At 45.0% G+C, this 18,509-nt stretch carries 19 protein-coding genes and 1 pseudogene; 15 read left to right on the plus strand and 5 right to left on the minus strand.

Going from position 1 to position 18,509, the window contains the following annotated elements:
• Positions 1 to 19 precede the first annotated feature (19 nt).
• Positions 20 to 727 (minus strand): HAD family hydrolase, encoded by a 708-nt coding sequence (locus JFN88_RS15140; protein WP_199020111.1) that lies wholly within the window; start codon positions 725 to 727, stop codon positions 20 to 22.
• Positions 728 to 982: 255 nt separating this feature from the next.
• Here JFN88_RS15140 and JFN88_RS15145 point away from each other — a divergent pair, with 255 nt between their 5' ends.
• From JFN88_RS15145 to JFN88_RS15175, 7 genes are all read left to right on the plus strand, one after another.
• Positions 983 to 1,993, plus strand: coding sequence for an ABC transporter substrate-binding protein (locus tag JFN88_RS15145; protein ID WP_199020112.1), 1,011 nt, complete (start codon positions 983 to 985; stop codon positions 1,991 to 1,993).
• 37 nt (positions 1,994 to 2,030) lie between these two features.
• Positions 2,031 to 2,954: an ABC transporter substrate-binding protein gene (locus JFN88_RS15150; protein ID WP_199020113.1), complete on the plus strand. Its 924-nt coding sequence runs from the start codon at positions 2,031 to 2,033 to the stop codon at positions 2,952 to 2,954.
• Positions 2,951 to 4,123 (plus strand): phosphotransferase enzyme family protein, encoded by a 1,173-nt coding sequence (locus JFN88_RS15155; RefSeq protein ID WP_199020114.1) that lies wholly within the window; start codon positions 2,951 to 2,953, stop codon positions 4,121 to 4,123. Before JFN88_RS15150 ends, JFN88_RS15155 begins: the two co-directional genes overlap by 4 nt.
• A gap of 136 nt (positions 4,124 to 4,259) precedes the next feature.
• The gene (locus JFN88_RS15160) at positions 4,260 to 5,012 is read left to right on the plus strand and encodes an ABC transporter permease (protein WP_199020115.1); all 753 of its coding nucleotides are present in this window, start codon (positions 4,260 to 4,262) and stop codon (positions 5,010 to 5,012) included.
• An 11-nt stretch (positions 5,013 to 5,023) separates the two neighbouring features.
• A complete protein-coding gene (locus JFN88_RS15165) occupies positions 5,024 to 5,785 on the plus strand; it encodes an ABC transporter ATP-binding protein (protein WP_199020116.1) in 762 nt (253 codons plus the stop codon).
• A 36-nt stretch (positions 5,786 to 5,821) separates the two neighbouring features.
• Entirely contained in the window at positions 5,822 to 6,670 is an 849-nt protein-coding gene (locus tag JFN88_RS15170; protein ID WP_199020117.1) for a MerR family transcriptional regulator, read from the plus strand.
• A complete protein-coding gene (locus JFN88_RS15175) occupies positions 6,663 to 7,496 on the plus strand; it encodes a sulfurtransferase (RefSeq protein ID WP_199020118.1) in 834 nt (277 codons plus the stop codon). Before JFN88_RS15170 ends, JFN88_RS15175 begins: the two co-directional genes overlap by 8 nt.
• Before the next feature lie 1,248 nt (positions 7,497 to 8,744).
• On the opposite strand, the gene JFN88_RS15180 is transcribed toward JFN88_RS15175, so the two are convergent.
• Positions 8,745 to 9,029 (minus strand): hypothetical protein, encoded by a 285-nt coding sequence (locus JFN88_RS15180; protein ID WP_199020119.1) that lies wholly within the window; start codon positions 9,027 to 9,029, stop codon positions 8,745 to 8,747.
• Between the two features lie 849 nt (positions 9,030 to 9,878).
• On the opposite strand from JFN88_RS15180, the gene JFN88_RS15185 reads away from it, so the two are divergent.
• The 5 genes from JFN88_RS15185 to JFN88_RS15205 all read left to right on the plus strand — a co-directional run bounded on the left by JFN88_RS15185 (position 9,879) and on the right by JFN88_RS15205 (position 14,605).
• Positions 9,879 to 10,559, plus strand: coding sequence for a hypothetical protein (locus JFN88_RS15185; protein WP_199020120.1), 681 nt, complete (start codon positions 9,879 to 9,881; stop codon positions 10,557 to 10,559).
• Between the two features lie 151 nt (positions 10,560 to 10,710).
• Positions 10,711 to 11,664: a hypothetical protein gene (locus tag JFN88_RS15190; RefSeq protein ID WP_199020121.1), complete on the plus strand. Its 954-nt coding sequence runs from the start codon at positions 10,711 to 10,713 to the stop codon at positions 11,662 to 11,664.
• Positions 11,654 to 11,836 carry a hypothetical protein gene (locus JFN88_RS15195; RefSeq protein WP_199020122.1) on the plus strand — a complete coding sequence of 61 codons (183 nt, stop codon included), beginning with the start codon at positions 11,654 to 11,656 and terminating at the stop codon, positions 11,834 to 11,836. Before JFN88_RS15190 ends, JFN88_RS15195 begins: the two co-directional genes overlap by 11 nt.
• The gene (locus JFN88_RS15200) at positions 11,802 to 12,602 is read left to right on the plus strand and encodes an ABC transporter ATP-binding protein (RefSeq protein WP_199020123.1); all 801 of its coding nucleotides are present in this window, start codon (positions 11,802 to 11,804) and stop codon (positions 12,600 to 12,602) included. The genes JFN88_RS15195 and JFN88_RS15200 overlap by 35 nt, the downstream gene beginning before the upstream one ends.
• A 1,193-nt stretch (positions 12,603 to 13,795) precedes the next feature.
• Entirely contained in the window at positions 13,796 to 14,605 is an 810-nt protein-coding gene (locus JFN88_RS15205; RefSeq protein WP_199020124.1) for a hypothetical protein, read from the plus strand.
• A gap of 54 nt (positions 14,606 to 14,659) precedes the next feature.
• Here JFN88_RS15205 and JFN88_RS24605 read toward each other — a convergent pair.
• Positions 14,660 to 14,773, minus strand: a pseudogene (locus JFN88_RS24605) (Lrp/AsnC family transcriptional regulator); the annotation flags it as partial.
• Between the two features lie 385 nt (positions 14,774 to 15,158).
• Here JFN88_RS24605 and JFN88_RS15210 point away from each other — a divergent pair.
• Positions 15,159 to 15,731 carry an SF0329 family protein gene (locus JFN88_RS15210; RefSeq protein WP_199020125.1) on the plus strand — a complete coding sequence of 191 codons (573 nt, stop codon included), beginning with the start codon at positions 15,159 to 15,161 and terminating at the stop codon, positions 15,729 to 15,731.
• A gap of 98 nt (positions 15,732 to 15,829) precedes the next feature.
• Here the strand turns inward: JFN88_RS15210 and JFN88_RS15215 are convergent, their stop codons facing one another.
• The gene (locus JFN88_RS15215; protein ID WP_199020126.1) at positions 15,830 to 16,789 is read right to left on the minus strand and encodes an alpha/beta fold hydrolase; all 960 of its coding nucleotides are present in this window, start codon (positions 16,787 to 16,789) and stop codon (positions 15,830 to 15,832) included.
• A gap of 28 nt (positions 16,790 to 16,817) precedes the next feature.
• Entirely contained in the window at positions 16,818 to 17,261 is a 444-nt protein-coding gene (locus JFN88_RS15220; RefSeq protein WP_332908487.1) for a MarR family winged helix-turn-helix transcriptional regulator, read from the minus strand.
• 120 nt (positions 17,262 to 17,381) lie between these two features.
• Here JFN88_RS15220 and JFN88_RS15225 point away from each other — a divergent pair, with 120 nt between their 5' ends.
• Together JFN88_RS15225 and JFN88_RS15230 are read left to right on the plus strand one after the other, a co-directional pair.
• Complete coding sequence (locus JFN88_RS15225) at positions 17,382 to 17,969, plus strand: NAD(P)H-dependent oxidoreductase (RefSeq protein ID WP_199020128.1); 588 nt, start codon at positions 17,382 to 17,384, stop codon at positions 17,967 to 17,969.
• Positions 17,970 to 18,186: 217 nt separating this feature from the next.
• A complete protein-coding gene (locus tag JFN88_RS15230; RefSeq protein WP_199020129.1) occupies positions 18,187 to 18,450 on the plus strand; it encodes a YqkE family protein in 264 nt (87 codons plus the stop codon).
• The last annotated feature ends 59 nt before the right edge of the window (positions 18,451 to 18,509 follow it).

Here is an 18,509-nt window from a genome sequence, read left to right on the forward strand (position 1 = left end):
CCAACGGCGGCATCCTGATTTAATGGTTGATTGGCTGCTCTATAACTTGGCGAATCCGCTCTTCAACAAGCTCCAGATTCCATTCCTGCCTTGTGAAGCGGATTGGCGTCAATTCGGGTCGCAGCGTCAGGTCATGCTTGCCGACAACGATGGGAATCAGGCTATTGTTCAGCAAAGGGATGTCGGCTACAGCGTCTCCCATGCTCAGCAGGTGAACGGAATCAAGGGATTGAAAGCTTGCATGGCGCAAGATGCGTTCTTTGTTCAAGCCGTAATTTTGAGCGACTTGTCCGGTGATCCTGCCGTGCGCGGTCTTAAGTTGAAAGGCGAAGATGTCTCGCAACCCCAACTGATCGCGATAGGTTTCGAGTAGGTCAAGCGGCGCTCCGCTCACAAGATATGTGCGAATGCCATATTTGTTCAGCAATTGAAACAGCCGATAGGCATCCGGAAAAAGGCCGGCCTCATTCAAAGGGCGGTAGGACCGAACCGCATCCACGTAGTCGGCGAACGAACAGCCCGCCAAAGCCTTGGCAAAGGATGCGCAGGTGCGCTCGGTATAATCTGCATAGGGAAGGGTTCCTGCCAAATATTGATGCTCCAGTTCTTTGAAGACAAGCAGCAACTGCCCGCTGACGAGTTGTTGCTCAACCAGATGGTCAGCCAGTCCATAAATGGTGTATCCGCGATGCAGGGTATTATCCCAATCAATCAGTGCATAGTGCATAGCTGTTCCCCCCTGGATTCCGTACAATACAAGCGATATAATGTTCGCTTCATCATCTCTTCCCCTATCATCGCATAAAAATGAATGTATCGCTTGACTCTCCAGTTGCATGGAGGGTTATTATTTTTTTATATCATTGTAAGTTCATAGGAATAGATCATAATAAATAATGGGCTGTAAAGACGGTATGGATCGATCCGGTCAGCAACATGCTAAATTGCAGCTACACAGCAGTAAGAAGGGAGCAAATGTTGTATGAAAAGAAGCTTATTTGCATTGCTCAGTGTCATTATCGTTTCCGCTGTTATTTTGAGCGGCTGCGGCGGAAGCGGAGCGAAGGATGGCGCAGCAGGCGGGGAGAAGCTTGAGTCGACCAGCGTTATTTTGGACTGGACCCCGAACACCAATCATACCGGTCTGTACGTTGCGTTAGAGAAGGGCTACTACAAGGAAGAGGGCCTGGATGTGCAGATTATACAGCCATCGGAAGGGACGACCGCGACATTGATTGCTGCTGGCAAGGGCGATTTTGGCGTCAGCTATCAGGAGGATGTCACCTATGCGCTTACGAGTAAAGCCAAGTTGCCGATCAAGGCCATTGCCACGATCATTCAGCACAATACATCCGGGTTCGCCGCTCCCAAGAGCAAAAATATTCAAAGCGTGAAGGATTTTGAGGGCAAATTCTATGGCGGCTGGGGCTCACCTTCCGAGGAAGCCATTCTGCAAGCGGTGATGGAAAAGGCCGGTGCGGACTACAGCAAGCTGAATCACGTGGATATCGGCAGTGACGATTATTTTGCCGCTACGCGTAAAAGTGTTGACTTTGCCTGGATATTCGAGGGCTGGACTGGAATTGAGGCCAAGCTCAGGGGCGTCGAGCTCACCTATATCCCGGCCAGGGAGTTGGACCCTGCGCTGGACTATTACACGCCAATTCTGATCGCTGGGACGAAGACCCTAGCTGATCAGCCGGATAAGGCGCGCAAATTTTTAAGGGCTACGCAAAAGGGCTACCAATACGCCATTGACCACCCGGAGGAAAGCGCAGAACTTCTCCTGAAACATGCGCCGGAAATTGACAAGCAATTGGCTGTGGAAAGCCAGAAGTTTTTGGCTGGTCAGTACATTGCCGATGCGCCTGCCTGGGGTCATATGAAGACGGAAATATGGAGCGGTTATGCGCAGTTTTTGAGAAGCAAAGGGGTTATTGAATCGGATTTGAAGCCGGAGGACGCATTTACAAACGAATTTCTTCCGAAATGATACCTATAACAGACCTTACAGAAAAGGATGTTGACGTATGAAAAATGTGAAAGTCATGCTTGAATACTTCTATCCATGGACCAATGCCGCCGGTTTCTATTATGCTCGCGAACAAGGCTGGTACCGGGAAGCGGGCCTTGATGTGGAGTTTACCGTGTATGATCCCGGCCGCGGAGATACGCTGGCTTATCTGGCCAAAGGCGAGGCGGATTTCGGTATTTTCCCGAGCAACCGCCTGCTGGTGCAGCGCGAAAAGCTGCCCGTCGTCATTGGCGTGGCAGCCATTAACCATCGGGGGATGGAGACGGTCCAGACCGTACGCAGCACAGGCATCAGACGGCCTGCCGATCTCGCCGGCAAGCGGGTAGCCATGAATCCGACGCCGCGTGGCCTTGCCATGATCCGCCAACTGGTGAGCGCAGATGGCGGGAATCCCGACGATATCATTATCGTGGATGCGGGTTCCCGGGAATTGACTCCGGATGCGATTGCTGCCGGCGAGGCAGATGCTACCTTCGGCAGCTACTGGGCATGGGAGATTCTGATGGACACAGCCGTGCCGGATGAGGAGCGTATTGTCTGGCCGGTCGATGAAATTGGCGCGCCGCCGTACCATAGCTATTTGCTGGGAACACAGGAAGAGGCGGCGCGACGTGATCCCGAGACTGTCCGAGCATTTCTTGCCGCAACAGCCAAAGGTTTTCAAGCCTTGGCCGCGGAACCGCTTAAGGCAGCCCCGATCTATGAGCGCATTATCCCCTTCTTCCCGGCTCGTCTGGTAGAGCGGTCGCTGCCGCTCATTGCCGCCACTTGGCTCCATGAAGGCCAATGGGGTGTGCAAAGAGAAGAATTGATGGCCCCTTACGCGCATTGGCTGGCCGATCACGGCATTTTGCAAAACCGTGACGGCTGGAACAGCGCGTATACGAATGACTATTTGCCGCAGAGGGAACAAGCATGAGCGGCAGCATTGGCGAGGTACAGGCGCATGGCATGGGCACAACGCTTGTTCGGCCAGACTGGGCGCCGATTCAGTTGGAGGAAGCCAATCGCCTGCTTGTCATGTATCCGCAGCTGGGTGAAGCACTGGAACTGGTCTGGCACAGTCCACGGCCATTCTCCAGCGCCACGATTGCCGAAACGACCGCAGGGCGGTTGTTCATCAAGCGGCATCACCAATCTGTGCGGGATGCGGAAGGGCTGATGGAGGAGCATCATTTAATTGCTCATCTGCATAGCCAAGGCATTCCTGTCAGTAATATTATTGTCGGCGCTGGCGGGCATACGGCCTTTGAACTGGATGAATGGACATATGAGATTCACCGGCTGGCCCAGGGTTTCGATCTATACAGGGATGCGGTTTCCTGGAGTCCCTTTCTGTCTGTTGCCCATGCTCATGCTGCCGGGGAATCGCTGGCGCGCATGCATCTGGCTGCCGAAAGCTACACGGCTCCGCCAAGGCCGCCGCGAATGCTGGTGTCAAGCTTCTCTATCTTTGGATCAGCCGACCCTTATGCAGCGATGTCTTCCTACATCGCGGAGCGGAAGGCACTTTCTGACTATATGAATACCCGGTCCTGGAAGGAAGACCTGGAGTCGGTGCTTATGCCGCTCCATAAGCGGTTGGCGCCATGGCTCAAGGAACTGAAGCCCTTATGGACACATAACGACTGGCACGCTTCCAACTTGCTATGGAGCAATCCGGCCGATCTGGGCAATGACCTTGCTTGGGTGGAGACAATTATGGATTTTGGTCTGTCGGATCGAACAAATGCCGTCTATGATTTGGCTACTGCCCTTGAGCGCAATACGATTGAATGGCTGGCGATGGATGATAGCCGCAGGCAGGACATTACGCATCCTGAGCAAGCCGCAGCGCTGCTTGAGGGCTATGAATCGGTTCGCCCCTTGAGCAGCGGCGAGTCGGCCGCGCTGGTTGCCATGCTTCCGCTTGTGCATGTGGAATTTGCGCTGTCGGAAATCGACTATTTTATCGGCATCGTAGGCTCTCTTGCTAATGCTGATCTGGCTTATGATACGTTCCTGATTGGACATGCGAAGTGGTTTAGTGAGGAAGCAGGCAAGAATTTTCTTGATTTCTTGGAAAGAAGATTGCTCCACGTTGGATAGCGGTTTGCACATCCGACCGTTGACAGCACATCGGGTTATTGTTAATTTATAAATAATTCAATATGAATAGAGTGTTTTTTGGTTATTACTTTAAGAAGTCTGAACAGAATGCTGGGCGATTAAGGACGTGACTCTTATGAACAAAAGCAAGAGGATGGACCAGAGGCTGTATCCGATTGCGACCCTGCTGTTGGCTATTGTGCTTTGGCAGATGGTGGTAACCTTGGGTGGAATACCTCTCTATATTCTGCCTTCTCCGCTGGACACGGTGAATGCGCTCATCAGCGATTTCGGGACGATTGCAGGACATGTCGGGATGACCCTTTATGAATCCATTATCGGTTTTACACTGTCGATATTGCTTGCGTTCGTGCTGGGCGTTATGATGGACAGCTTCCCGATCGTGAAGAAATCGTTATACCCGATCCTGATTGTTTCGCAGACCATACCGACTATCGCCCTGACGCCGCTGTTCATTGTATGGTTTGACTTTGGCCTTCTGCCTAAGGTGCTCATTATCATCATGGTATGTTTTTTCCCGATATGCATCAGTCTGGTTGACGGTTTTGAAAAGGTGGACAAGGATTACTTGAATCTGTTCCGTACCTATAAAGCATCGAAGCTGCAAACCTTTATCCATTTGAAGCTCCCTTACGCGCTCGTCAATTTCTTCTCCGGTCTCAAGATCGCTGCTACTTATATGATCATGGCTGCGATTATCGGGGAGTGGCAGGGAGGCACCAAGGGCATTGGCGTCTATATGGTGCGAGCCAAAAATGCCTATGCGCTGGATAAAGTATTCGGGGCAATTCTGGTTATTGTTATTATAAGTGTGGCCTTTATATATGTGATCAACATGATCGCCAAAAAAACAACCCACTGGAAGTAGCGGAGGTTACCATGCAGGATAGAACGCTGGCCGGGAAGGCCAATTCGGCTGCACGCGAATGTGACGCCTTGATACGTTTGGATCGGATCAGCAAATCGTACGGTGCTTCCGAAATCTTGAAGGACATTGCTTTGCATGTGGGCAAAGGCGAGTTCGTGTCTATCCTGGGCCCGAGCGGCTCCGGGAAGAGCACGCTTTTTAATATTATTAGCGGTTTGGTTCCGGCGGATGAGGGGACTGTTCATGTCAACGGACAAATCGGGTACATGCAGCAGAAGGACCTGCTGTTGCCATGGAAGACGGTACTCGACAATATTGTGCTTGCGCTGGACCTGAAGGGGCAGGACAAGAAGGCTTCGCGAGCGAAGGCGGAAGCCCTGATTGATCGAATCGGGCTTAGAGGCTATGAACGAAAATATCCGAGCGAGCTGTCGGGGGGAATGAAGCAGCGTGCAAGCTTCCTGCGGACGTTCCTGGCATCAGGTGAAATCATGCTGCTGGACGAACCGTTCGGAGCGCTTGATTCCATCACCAAGTCGAATATGCAGACCTGGCTGCTGGAGATGCAGAAGGCGCTCGGTATTACGATCCTTTTTATTACCCACGATATTGAAGAGGCGATTCTGCTGTCTGACCGTATCTACGTGCTGTCCTCCAGACCGGGTGTGCTCAAGGAAGAGCTTGAGGTGGGCTTCAATCGGGAGAATAAGCGGGAGCGACTTGTTAATCCCGAGCTGCTGATCATGAAGGAAGCGATCAAGGGACTGTTATAGGACGGAGTTTTGTTGAGAGATAAAGGAGGCTGGAGCGTGGAATGGCATACGATTGGCGAGGTTTCGAAGCTGTGCAATATCCCCATTCGGACGCTGCGATACTATGATGATATCGGCCTGCTCAAGCCGGGGAAAATCTCGCCTGAAACAAACTATCGCTACTATTCAATAGAAGGGATACGCAGAATCCCGCTTATTAAATATTACAAACAGCTTGGCTTCAAGCTGGAAGATATTAAAGAAATGCTGGAGCGGCCGACCTTTGGGGTATTGGAAGACTATATGGCCAAGGAACTGCTCATTGTCGAGAAGCAAATGGTCGTGCTGCAGAAGAAGCATTTTGCCATTAAGGAATGGCAGCGGCTGCTGGAGCAGGGGGAGACTTTGCTTACCAAGTCGGTAAATGAGAATAAGGTCACGCTGACCCGATTTCCCAAGTACCGCAGCTTGAAGTTCCGCTACGAAATTGAGCATAGTCAATCTGCGGACATCGAGGTGCTTTACAGCAATCTTCTGGTTGAACTGTGCAGCCGCAATAATATTTTTGCATACGGGCCGTTCATGCTTTGTTTTGAGGATTTTCAACAGCGCAAGAACCATACCTTTACGGGCGTGGACTGCTATACCGCCGTTATTGAGGATGAGACGAACGAGGCTTTGACGACGGAGGTGGGCGGATTCGATGCCGTCAGCCTTGTGCATAAGGGTGACTACCTGACCCTAGCGGACAGCTACGACAGAATTCAGGAATGGGCCGAGCAGCAGGGGATAGAGCTGCAGGGCGCTTCGTACGAGCGCTACATTATTGACCCGTGGAGTACAGCAGACAGCAACAACTACATTACGGAGCTTATTCTGCCGATTGGAGGGAGCGCCAATGACTAATTTGATCCATTCATCCGAGGCGGTTCATCGCCTCCATGATCCGCATACGGTGTTTGCAGATGTCCGATTCGTGCTGGGAGAGCCGTCTGCCGGCTATGCGGCCTATGAGCGAGGCCATATTCCCGGCGCAGTTTTCTTCGATCTGAATGAGGACCTGTCCGGCCCCAAGCAGGAGCACGGCGGCGGTCATCCGCTGCCTCATCCCGATCTTTTTGCGGAGAAGCTGGGCCGTGCCGGCATTGACAGTCATACTCAGGTCATTGTGTACGATGATCAGGGCGGCAGCATTGCATCCCGTCTCTGGTGGATGCTGAAATATGCGGGACATGAACGGGTCAGGCTGCTCAATGATGGATATTCAGGCTGGCTCGCGAATGGATACCCTGTAACGTCAGTGTCTTCCCGGCCTGAGGCCAAGCAGTTTGTTCCCCGTTGGAATGAGCGGCTGCAGGCGACGATTAGCGACGTTAAGGCTGCAATGGGGAAAGCGGACAGTGTGCTTATCGACTCGCGAATACACAACCGTTATACAGGTGAGGATACCTCGAAGTATTTGAAGGCCGGGCATATTCCGGGAGCGATTAATCATTACTGGGAAGACGGCTCGCCGGACGGCCTGTTTCTCGGCGCGGTCGAGCAGCGGGAGCGGTTCAAAGCCATCCCGGCAGATTGCGAAATTATCGTCTACTGCGGCGCGGGCGTTACCGCATGTCCGAATGTGCTTGCGCTAACGGAAGCAGGTTATAGTCATGTGAAGCTGTATGTGGGAAGCTGGAGTGATTGGATTAGCTACGAGGAGAATCCGGTGGCGACGGGGGAAGAGTGAGAAGCGATAGGCCACGCCGGACGCGGGTTTGGGGGTTGTGACAGGTTTCTGTTATCTTCCATTTTAATCGGTTTTGGAGTTTACACAATCTATTTTACAGACTCAGTGTTGCAGCCCATTCACCCCTCCGGGTGCTACCTTGCTTCACTTGGCCTTTTGTTGGCGTTTCGTTCGGCTTAACCCAGCCATAGGTGGATGACTTGCCCCGGCTCAAACTGTACTGTTCCGCCAGCCCCGTCCTCCACGGGTTTCTTGCTCCAAAAGTCCTCCCAAACGTAGCCAAGGGAGGTCGTTGCACATGGACGTTGGCATGTCCTCCGAGGCATTCCCGCCGCGCTGATCGGAACCCCTACTTTTTGGCGTTGGAACCCACTGAGCATAGGGGCTCGTGGAGGGATAAGAAGCTGGAGTGATTGGATTAGTTACGAGGGGAATCCGGTTGCGACGGGGGAAGAGTAAGAACCGAGAGGCCGTGTCGGACGCGGGTTTAGGGGTTGTGACAGGTTGCCGTTGGGCAGGCTGTTGCGGCCCTCTTTGGCTTTTCTGTCAACAGCTTGCAAAGAAGAAGTCGGCGAGAGCAGTTGCAAGAAACTCGGAGTCAGCACAATGAGGCGGCCGGGTCAGGTTGTTGTTGAAGGGTATCGTGCGCCTTGCTTCCCTCCATCCACAAATAGGCGTGGCGCAACCTTTCGTGCGGAGCAAGTGGACGATCACCTTTGGGAACAATTCGCTTGGCTTTCCTTTGCGTTCCCAGTATCCACGGGTTTAGTGGCATTGGCATAGGGGAGTGGACGTGGTAGAACCAGAACCGTTCCATCGCGCAAACCATCACGACCGGGAGCCGTACCGGGCAAAATCCCTCCCGGAACCCGACCACCGCCGGAAGCAAACGCAGGAACAGCAAGAGCAAGCATAGATTCAGCCACAAGCATGGGTACTCGCTTGGCTTCTCTTGCTTGCTCTTGGATTATTATTCAGCCACTCCCCCTGCAAGGCATCGCTTTTGTTGCTGTTGGGGTACGTTGGGAAAGCCTGAAAGTGACTATCCCTGTTTTGGCATGTTTTTTGGCTTGTGTTGTCCTCTTGGGTATTTAAATTTGACCGCACCCTGCCGTACCCCTGACACTGAAACAGATTCAGCCACAAGCTACTGTGCCTTCGTCACGTTTGCTGCGGCTTCGGCTGCTGTTGTGAGCAATTCGTCTAACTTCTCCGCCGCCTCTTGTTGAAGCGTCGGGAACAAGTGTGTTAAGCTTCCGGCAAATCCGGCAACCGCCAACTTGCGTTCTTCCGCTCATCCTGCCCGTCTTGCTCGTCCTTTTCTGGCTCGGTCAGGAGATGCTGGAATCGCTCGTACGGGAACATCATCCCACGAATACCCGCTTGTTCTTTTGTCTGTGAGCCTGCCGAGGGATACTTGCGAAGGCTCAATTCGGTCAGTTCCTCCAGCTTGAGCGTCGAATACTTTTCGATCAACCAGCGTTGCAGATAGCGGTAGTGACTTTCGTGGTCGTTCAGCGTTCGGGGTTTCAAGCCTTCCGTTTTCTTGGCCCGGAGAAACAGGCTAGGCATTTGCGAGTTGACGCTCATCGATTTGCATGAGCCTGTAGCTATCGTGGGGAAACAGAAGCAATCAACAACAACCTGACATATTCCGGGCGCAATCAACCGCTTCTGGAAGTACAGACTGAACGATAAGGGTAACTTCAAGGAAGGGAAATTGGAGAGAGTGGATTAGCTATGAAGAGAATCCGACAGCTACCGACGACGAAGAGAAGGCTTAAGTCGTTATACAAGTTGTAAATCGAAGTATATTGCTCATGTGGCGATGTACTTTTTTGCGTTATGCTGGAAAATGTCGAAGTCAACAGGAAGTCAACGCTCACTCCCTGTAAACCATTTTCCTTGATTCCCCTAGTCCTGCTTCTGGGCAGTCCAGATTTTCGCAGCATTTCCAGCCATCTTGATTCAATATAGTAAGGTGTCAAAGAGGTCGTCTCGTATTGTCTTTCATAAGCTAAGTTTACTAGGTTTTTGGCTATTTCGATAGGTTGCATACAAGCCCTAGGCAAACACCATATTACCAAAGATTTAGGTGCTTTTTATGTTTTAAGAGGTGGTGTCTTCGTAATTCAGAGTTGACGTGGATTCATGTATAGGGATACGAACTCCCCCTTTCATTTAAATCCATAGAAATAATCAAAAAAAATTAGACATTTTTCAATATAATTCGACAATAAAAATCAATTTTCACGGTTTACAATATTGGGTATTTTTAGTTATAGTTAGTATAGGTTTGGAAATAACATTCATTTATTATCAAACTAATTGCCAATTGGAAACAAATAAATTTTTAATTTTATGTAAAAAAGAAGGGTTACAATGTTTGAATTGATGGCCAGCATTCAATATAAATTAACTAGGAGTGATAAAGTGAAAGTGAAAGTTAAATTATTTTATAATGCATTTTCCTTGACATTACTTGTGGTGGCGTTGATGTTAACTTTAGTTGGTTCGGCTAATGCTGAAAGTCTAAATAATACTGAAGTTTCGGTTGATGTTGAAAAATCCGATGATATCGAAGTTTCGGTTGATGCTGAAAATTCGGATGATACCGACGTTTCAGTAAATGCTGCAAAGTTCTACGGATGGGATGTAACTGTCAATGGCACCCACTACGGTATCATTATGGATTCGGGGGTTTTGGTTACCCACTCCAACTATAATAATAGTGTGTACAATATGGATAGATCAGTTTCAAGGGAGTGGTACTATCAATCTGCCGGTAGCGTAGGGGGAAAAATTACTAGTAGTAGTAACGGTTTAGGTGCAGAGATAAGTGCTTCTTCAAGCTGGAGCTCATCATCTAAAGTGACTATAATAGATAGATTTACTCCAGCGATTCCAGGAAGACATAAATTTATTGCGGCTTATCAAATATTTTCTAAATACATTCATGGTACCGCAACTTTTTACGTAGGATGGGTTGCTACTGACTCTGGTGGATTTGACCTATTTGAACCATCTTACGAGGCTTACTACACTGATATAGTTCCCCTATAATAATACAATAACGAGCAATTAAGATAATCATTGACTTGTGATTATTGTAAGAAAAAGTTAGAGCCATCTATAATATTTCTATTCGATATTATAGATGGCTCTATGTCACTGATTATATTCAGAAAGATTAGCCGAAAGAAGTGAGATTTTTATGAAGATAAGATACGTTTTTCTGACTATATTTTTATTTTCCTTGGCACTCCTATTATTGTCTATTTATAAATCTCAAAATAATAAAATTAATTTTCAACCAACGATTTTTCCATTTGATCATCTTATCACCTATTATCCTAATAGTGAGGATCCGTTAGTTGAATTTACTCTTTTTGAAAACGCACCAAATTCCAAATTCAGTGAAAAAAACAACTATGAAGAAGTTAATTTGTTTTCTCCATCCTCCAATAGGAGGATATATGCGGAGCTAGTCAGTATAGGTGAAGCGACCTTTAAAATCGTTGGTAAACAAAAGGTGTATACAAGAAAATTAATATTTAGCATTCCACCAAGCAATGAAATAATGTCAGACGCAAAGTTAGAAATAAAAATATTCAATAATGATAAACCTTATTTGTTTGATGTGGGAAGTTTCTCATTTGTCGGTTACAGTGAAAAAGAAAATGTTATTGAATACTTGTCAGTTACTTCAATAACTCCTATTCTTAAGCAATTAGAACTAATTAGCACTGTAGGGATTATATTGGGTATAGACGTAAAAGAAACATTGACATTAAAGACCTTCAACCTAAATTTGGATAACTATGGTGTCAATCAAAAAAGTGTTTTTGTCACAAAAGAAAGCATTTCAAAAATCAGAGATTTGAATAGTTCCCAAACTTTAGATCAGTTGGCCAAAGGAGTATATGATTTTCCTAAAGAAACAAATCTGAGTAGTTCACTTGGGGATGTCGAATTAACCCCCGGTAAATATAATCTGATAATTCCTTTTTCTGTATCACATCAATATAATTCACTCTATTCTTTAGGAGGGGTTATTGATTATTCAGTGAATAATGAATTGTTTAGCAACGAGATTCCAGCAAATCGTTATTTGAAGATATTAAATTTTGAAGAGGAAGTTCTTAGGGGGGTTCTTTTTGAAAACTGAAGTTAGCGCTATTGAATTTTTTAATGTTTCCAAAAGATATAATAAAAGGAAATTTGGTGTGAAAGATATTAATCTTCATATAAGGAGCAATAAGATTACGGTATTTGTAGGACAAAATGGTGCTGGTAAAACAGCCAATGAAACTAATGCTTGGTTTAATATCACCTACTGAAGGGAATATCTACATTCAAAATAAATCAATTAAAGATAATAGAGGTAACATGGGAATAGGATATCTACCAGAAAATATCGTATTTCCTGAATTGCTAACTGTTACTGAAACATTAAAAAACTTTGCGTTGACAAGAAGGGTTCCACATTCAAAATTTATTGAAAGGATTAATACATACTTTCAAATGTTTGGAATCTCAGATTCTTCCAAAGCACTGACTAAAAATTTATCAAAAGGAATGCGCCAAAAGGTTGGTTTGATTCAATCACTTATACATGATCCCGATATTTTGATATATGATGAACCGACTACTGGTCTCGATCCTATATCCAGAAACAATTTCTTCAACCTCATAAAAGAACTGAAAGAAAGAGGTAAGACTTTTATTATATCATCCCATAATACAGAAGAAATAGAAAGTATTTGTGATGATGTGGTGTTTTTTGATCATTCCAAAACTATAGGACAAATTAGTGATGTAAGTAAAGTAACTGGAACTGATTTTGTTGTGAGGTACGATTCAAATAATAGTTCACTATCAATTGAACAGTTATCAACATATAAACCATGTATTCATTATATGGATAGTAAAAAAATAATAATTAAAAACAGCCAGAATAAAAGTATGCAAGAGATAATCGAGTCACTTACTTCTCTAGGTGTAATGGTCGAATCTATAGAAAAACAAAAAAGTAAAATAGATGATAAATATATTGAGTTTTTAAATAATACAAAAGTTGGAGGTTTAAACGAATCTGATAATTAGACCTCAATAATCTCTCGGAATTAGAGCAGCCTTGAAGGGTTGAAGTGAGGTCTCTGAAACGCTGTTGCTGGAAAACATGAAAGATGAAAACCAATTTCAAAAATGGACGGACTCCGCCATTTTTTGAAGAATTACTTATTTAGAATGAGGCGGATCTCAGGGCTGACGTACCAGGTGTCCATGTGCTAGCAGAACAATACACACATCCTCGTCGAACGATGCCAGCCACCTTCTAGTTTGTAGTCGATCTTTTTAATAAAGAACCTAGACTGCCCTTAGTATTTGTGTAGAAGGTGCGACCGTATTTCGCTGTAGAGCAGCGACTAGGCAGGAATCTCCACTTACGGCAATTCAACTTGGACTCCGTCCCGTTGGGCGAAATCTAAATGAAGGACTGAACGCCTTGGTGATCAAGAGGCAAATAAATACCCTCCCATCATGCGCGGCAGCAAGCAGCATTTTATTGATCGTATCCAAGGTATAATGTTGCTTAAATTTAACTGTGCTCTTGAACAAAGTGTCCGCGTCGTGCCGGGAAGCAGACCTCAGCCTTTGGTACAAGGGCAAAACGTGTTTGCTATCCGTTGCTGAGATATACAGATAGTAGCTGTTGAAGTATTTCTCATGGCACTGTCCAAGTCGGAATTGCATTCTGGCTGGGAGTAAGACGATGATGGTTGCAATCAGCTATAACGTGGGCACGGCAATCGCAAGCGGGTTTGCTTCGAGGAAATGTGGATGTGACAACGGGGTACCATCGCCAGTTACGCTAAGGGCTCCCATGTTCCCGATCCAACCCCGACTTTACGGATACAGCCGTAATCTGTGTTCGAAAGAAATGGAACAAGCAATCAGCAGGTAAGGCCGTTTGCTTATCGGCATAGAGCATCATCAAATGGGCCAAACGCTTTTTCTAACTTTTACGTTGAGTGGTGAATCATAGATTCTTGACCATTGCCGGGCAAAGCCGATGGAAGCTGTTGTAGAGCATGCCTACACTGGGAAGATCATCCTGAAGGTGCTTCTTATTTGAGTTTCCAAGAATTCCTTGAACATTTTCAAAATGCAATATGGGGGAAAATGAAAAAACTCCTACGTAGGTAGAAGAGTACAATGAGAGGGTTCAAGGAAAGTCCTGTCCCATCTGCCTCGGCGAATGCCGAGAGGTTATCTAAATATTTAGGAGGCATTGATTGATGATTAGAATTTGTAACATCACTAGGTCTTTTATTATTACCTACTTATCTCTCAAAACAGCCCTAGTATTGATTAGTGTATTAGTGTCAACATGTTTCATTTCATTAGCAGCATCTGGTTTCTTTGATTATTCTGTCTCAGAAAGAGATGTCAATGCAGTCTCAATGACAAATAGATATTACAACTCTTTCTTTGCTATGGTTTCATCAATATTTACATTTGTAATTGTTTTTTCTATAGCTTTAAACTTTAATAAAAGCTCTAACAATAGTTCAGATTATATGTATCTAACCGGGGGGGTAAGTCGTAAATCTTTTTTAACTGCGAAGCTATTAGGCGTTGTAGTGATAAATGCTCTACTATTCTTATTATTAGCAGTTCTAGTTTCCTCCATTTCTGTGTTTTTTAATATAAGTTTTTTTGAATGGAATATATTTTTAACGGTAATAACTCATGGATTGAATAGCACACTTTTATGTTTATTGGCGGTATTTTTGGTGATGTTATCAAGAAGTTCATTGGTTGGATGCCTCCCAATAATAGCTTATTATTTATATAATATTTTTTACTCATCAGCAAGATACTCTAATGATTATATAAATATAGTAGATTCTGGTGTGTATAAGATATCCAATGCCTTACTTCCCGTTTTTACATATAAGCCATTTGATATAACTAATGCAAATGAATATACATATCTATTTAATTTAAATTTAGAACCACATTTCGGAATAGCATATTTTGTTGGATATCTTATTATATTGTCAATTATTTCTGTTTATATATATTCTTCGAAAGATTTATAACTATCCATAGATGAAAAAGTTGTTTTTTAGCAGTTGTCAACGTGAGGTAGCCCGTTATATCCTAACCTCGCTAATGACCACGGACAATCTGTAATTGACGTAGCGGCTTAACGCGTCTAAAAACTTGTCGAGCTCGTCGTTTGACGGGAATCGGCATTCCAGAAGATAGTCTCATAACGAAATGGTACGTGTCGAGTTTATTGAGTCAAGATGGAAGCAAAGATCAGAACGGTACCCTTAACATCAACCGAATTCATCCAGCGAAACCTGGAGCCGCGGTTGTAGTCAAAAGCGACTTTGTAAGGGATTGTCAAATACGACTTTCATTAACGAAACCGATGTGATAACCGATAAGCTGTAGGCATATTCCCGGTTTGATTTCGAAAGCCGGAAAATTGTATTCGTTACGGGAGGTTTATTGATCCTTGGAGTAGTAGAACATATTTTCTAATCTTGATATGATATATACTAAGGTGTCAATAGCTTGCAAACAAGAACTCGGCGAATCAAGTGTGTGCAAGGTGTACCAATTGATTATAAATAGGAGAATGTCATGTCCTGGAGTAAATTAAAGCAGCAACTGGAGAGCTTTCTTAGCCCTGCATTACAAGGGAAAGTCGAGTACCGGGCAACCGGCTATCGATACTTACCTGATAAAGCAGGCATTTGTTATATTACGGTGAATAAAAAAAACGTCCTTAATTTGAATGACGCAACGATACCGATTAAATGGTATCAGTCGGAGCAGGAAATAAAAAATGCGCTTATTCATATCGACATTCTACTCAGTCATGAAGAGATCGAGGCAGTCCGATTAAGCATGAACGGGAAGGTTCCTGAGGATCGGCTGGCTATCATTGCAAGAGATAGAAAAATAACAGAAGCCGCAAAGGAAATCCAGGCCGCACATGCGGCGTTAATCAAATCCAATTTCACAGCTGTAGCTAATCGGTTTTTGTCTACCCCCATTGAAGAGAGTATAGATAGCAAGGATATTTTATTAACGATATTGGCCCTGGTAGACAGACGAGTCGGGAAAAAGCGGCTTTTAAATATGTCCCAAAAAATAAAGCTAAAGCATCCGGCTGTTCAATATTTTTATGAGCTGCGTCTTCACTCGTTCTAAACCACAATGACACGCCAAATATCGTCGGTTCCTATTTGTACGTTATCCGCCTACCTAAACAGCAAAAAACCGCCCAATGGACGGTTTTTTTGTCATCATTATTTGATGTTCTGGTCCTGCATAAATTGCTTGTACCCCTCGGCAATTTCCTTGGACAAGGTATGGTGCAAGTAATGATCGCCATCCAATAACACCAGCTTGCCGCGATCAGATTGCTTGATCTGCTCTTCATGCAAGGCAATCCAGTCCAACTGCTCTGTATTGTTTTTTTGTACAAAGATAAGCAGTGGCAATTGTTTTGGAAAAACCTGCTGCTTGGCAGCTTCAAAGTTATCATTAAAATGTTTCATTTCATTAAGGGTTGTATCGTTGTTTAAGTTTTTGTTGCTAATGTAACCCATCTGCTCTTTTGTCTTCTCGTCAAAAGGAAGACCTACGTAAATATCTCCTTGAAGCTTGTTAACCAACCTGAATATGCCCATTTTCTTAAGAGTACCAATTGATTCGATGGGTATTTCATCATCCGAACCAACTTGATTAGGTACGCTAGTATCTATGCCTACAAAGGCTTTAATCTCATCCGGATACTGATTCACATACTGCAAGCTATAAATACCTGCAATCGAATGGCCCATTAGGGTATAACGGTTAATATGAAGTTGCTGAAGGGCCTCGTGAATTTCACTTGCAATATTTTCTGTGGTACGCTCCTTATCCGTCTCATCACTTAACCCGTAACCAAACGGCTCAACCACAACAACTTTGTTTGTTGGGGAAAGCTGCTCGATAAGCGGCTTAAAATCAAGTGCTGGAGCGGCTGTCCCAAATCCTGGAATCAATACAATGGTATCGTCGCCGTTACCTTCGATCAATACATTCATCTGTTTGCCGTCTACTGGCACTAATTGACCATAAGACTCGATTTTCTTCGCTTCAGACTTGCTGCTCACTACATCAACGGTGTACACGATGACAAAAAACAGCACGATTAAAGCCAAAAGGCTAGCAGCTGCTATCAATAAACGCTTTAACGATTTCTTTAGTATGGCTTTACTCATACGGATAACCCCTCTTCGCTATTCTCAATTATCGAAAAACTTTCGCCTGCAGCAAATCAATGGCCTGCGCAAGCTCCTCTAGCTCTCGTGCCTCCATCGATTGAATCAACTGCAAAAAACGCTCCTCAACTAATTGAAAAGAAACGTCCATAACACGCTTCCCCTCTGGCGATAACCGAATATATTGCTTGCGCCGATCAGCCGAAGTCTCCACTTTTTCACATAGCCCCTTTTCGCTTAGCTTGCGAAGCTCCCGGCTAGTATTGGGCATGGACATATGCTGACATTCACTAATTTCGCTAATTGTAACGGGCTGGTGGAGCATAATATGCTCCAGTATGCTGTATTGGACAGGTGTAATTTCGTCGGATTTGACACCTTTTGTTAATGTTGCGCTTGTTTGATGAACGGCGGATGTAAAGCCAATCATCTTTTGAAATAATCGTTTTTTATATTCCAGTTGCTCTTCCAATCTACTCACCTCTTTCCTACACGATAGCAAATTAGTTATCATAAAACAATTATCATTTGACAACTAAATAACGTGCCTGTTAAGCTTTATTTAATTCTTCAACGCAAAAGAGGCGATTTTATGAAAATGCTTGTTATTTATACACATCCGAATCACGAGAGCCTAAGCTTTGCTTTTCTTGAGCAAGTGCTCAAGGCCAGCAGTGCCAATTCTGCTATTGATGAAGTGCAGGTGCTTGATTTGTATGAAGAACAATTTAATCCGATATTATTTTTTGATAAGGATAATCGCAGAAGAGATATGCATCGTGTACCTGAATTGGAAAAATATAGACAACAGCTATTGTGGGCAGATCAAATTGTGCTCATCTACCCGATCTGGTGGGGACGTCCGCCAGCGATGCTTCTCGGCTATATCGATCGCATGTTTGCGTCCGGGTTTGCCTATAAGGATGATGGCAAATTATTGCCTGAGGGACTTTTAAAGGGCAAATCTGTCGTATGTATTTCTAGTATGAAGGGACCGGCCTTTTATCCGTTAGTATGGTTAAACAATGCGCATAAGATTTTAATGAAACGAGCCTTGTTCCAATATGTTGGCATCAAAAAAGTGAAGTTCTTTGAATTTGGCAATATGGAAAATAAAAATGGCAAACAAGCGAATAAGCTAAACAAGGTATATCGCTACTTTCATCTTTTAAACAAATGAGCTAAAAAATCACATCTTCTAGACTCTGCCGCATTGCTGTTTCTAGTTTCTTATATAGAAGGACCGCCATTGTTCAATGTTGAAATTCGTATGACGGCTCATCGAATATGCTGAAGCTGCGGACAACTGAAACGATTTGACATTATTCCACCTGCACAGTACCATACGTTTAGATTGAAGCAGTCACGACAGGAGTAATTCAGAAGGGGTGAGTGTATTGGGGAAGAAAAAGAAAGCGGCGCCCGCTCCATCATCCGCTTCGACAGAGGTCAAGCCGGCTACATTAAAGGATTTGCTTAATTCTGAGGTGCTGGACAAATTAAAGGCACAGGCGAGCGAAATGAAGGCGGCTGAAGTCAAGAAAAGAGAAGACGATCGCAAACAGGCTGAAGAAGCCAGAAAAGCAGAGCAAAAGCGGCTTGAAGGCAATTTTGAATATTTGTTGAATAATAGCAGCATGGACTGGAAGAAGTTTAAGTGAATCGGGCTTCTGAATAGAAGCCTTGTAGAAAGAATAGGATGCTATGAAGACGGTGGTCG

Source organism: Paenibacillus roseus (genome assembly GCF_016424485.1).
Lineage (GTDB): Bacteria > Bacillota > Bacilli > Paenibacillales > Paenibacillaceae > Paenibacillus_D > Paenibacillus_D roseus.

Bases quoted from the DNA above. Each gene is read 5' to 3' on its own strand.
- JFN88_RS15140 (WP_199020111.1), bottom strand. From the start codon at position 727: ATGCACTATGCACTGATTGATTGGGATAATACCCTGCATCGCGGATAC.
- JFN88_RS15150 (WP_199020113.1), top strand. From the start codon at position 2,031: ATGAAAAATGTGAAAGTCATGCTTGAATACTTCTATCCATGGACCAAT.
- JFN88_RS15160 (WP_199020115.1), top strand. From the start codon at position 4,260: ATGAACAAAAGCAAGAGGATGGACCAGAGGCTGTATCCGATTGCGACC.
- JFN88_RS15190 (WP_199020121.1), top strand. From the start codon at position 10,711: ATGAAGATAAGATACGTTTTTCTGACTATATTTTTATTTTCCTTGGCA.
- JFN88_RS15145 (WP_199020112.1), top strand. From the start codon at position 983: ATGAAAAGAAGCTTATTTGCATTGCTCAGTGTCATTATCGTTTCCGCT.
- JFN88_RS15210 (WP_199020125.1), top strand. From the start codon at position 15,159: ATGTCCTGGAGTAAATTAAAGCAGCAACTGGAGAGCTTTCTTAGCCCT.
- JFN88_RS15155 (WP_199020114.1), top strand. From the start codon at position 2,951: ATGAGCGGCAGCATTGGCGAGGTACAGGCGCATGGCATGGGCACAACG.
- JFN88_RS15175 (WP_199020118.1), top strand. From the start codon at position 6,663: ATGACTAATTTGATCCATTCATCCGAGGCGGTTCATCGCCTCCATGAT.
- JFN88_RS15200 (WP_199020123.1), top strand. From the start codon at position 11,802: ATGAAACTAATGCTTGGTTTAATATCACCTACTGAAGGGAATATCTAC.
- JFN88_RS15215 (WP_199020126.1), bottom strand. From the start codon at position 16,789: ATGAGTAAAGCCATACTAAAGAAATCGTTAAAGCGTTTATTGATAGCA.
- JFN88_RS15165 (WP_199020116.1), top strand. From the start codon at position 5,024: ATGCAGGATAGAACGCTGGCCGGGAAGGCCAATTCGGCTGCACGCGAA.
- JFN88_RS15185 (WP_199020120.1), top strand. From the start codon at position 9,879: ATGTTTGAATTGATGGCCAGCATTCAATATAAATTAACTAGGAGTGAT.
- JFN88_RS15225 (WP_199020128.1), top strand. From the start codon at position 17,382: ATGAAAATGCTTGTTATTTATACACATCCGAATCACGAGAGCCTAAGC.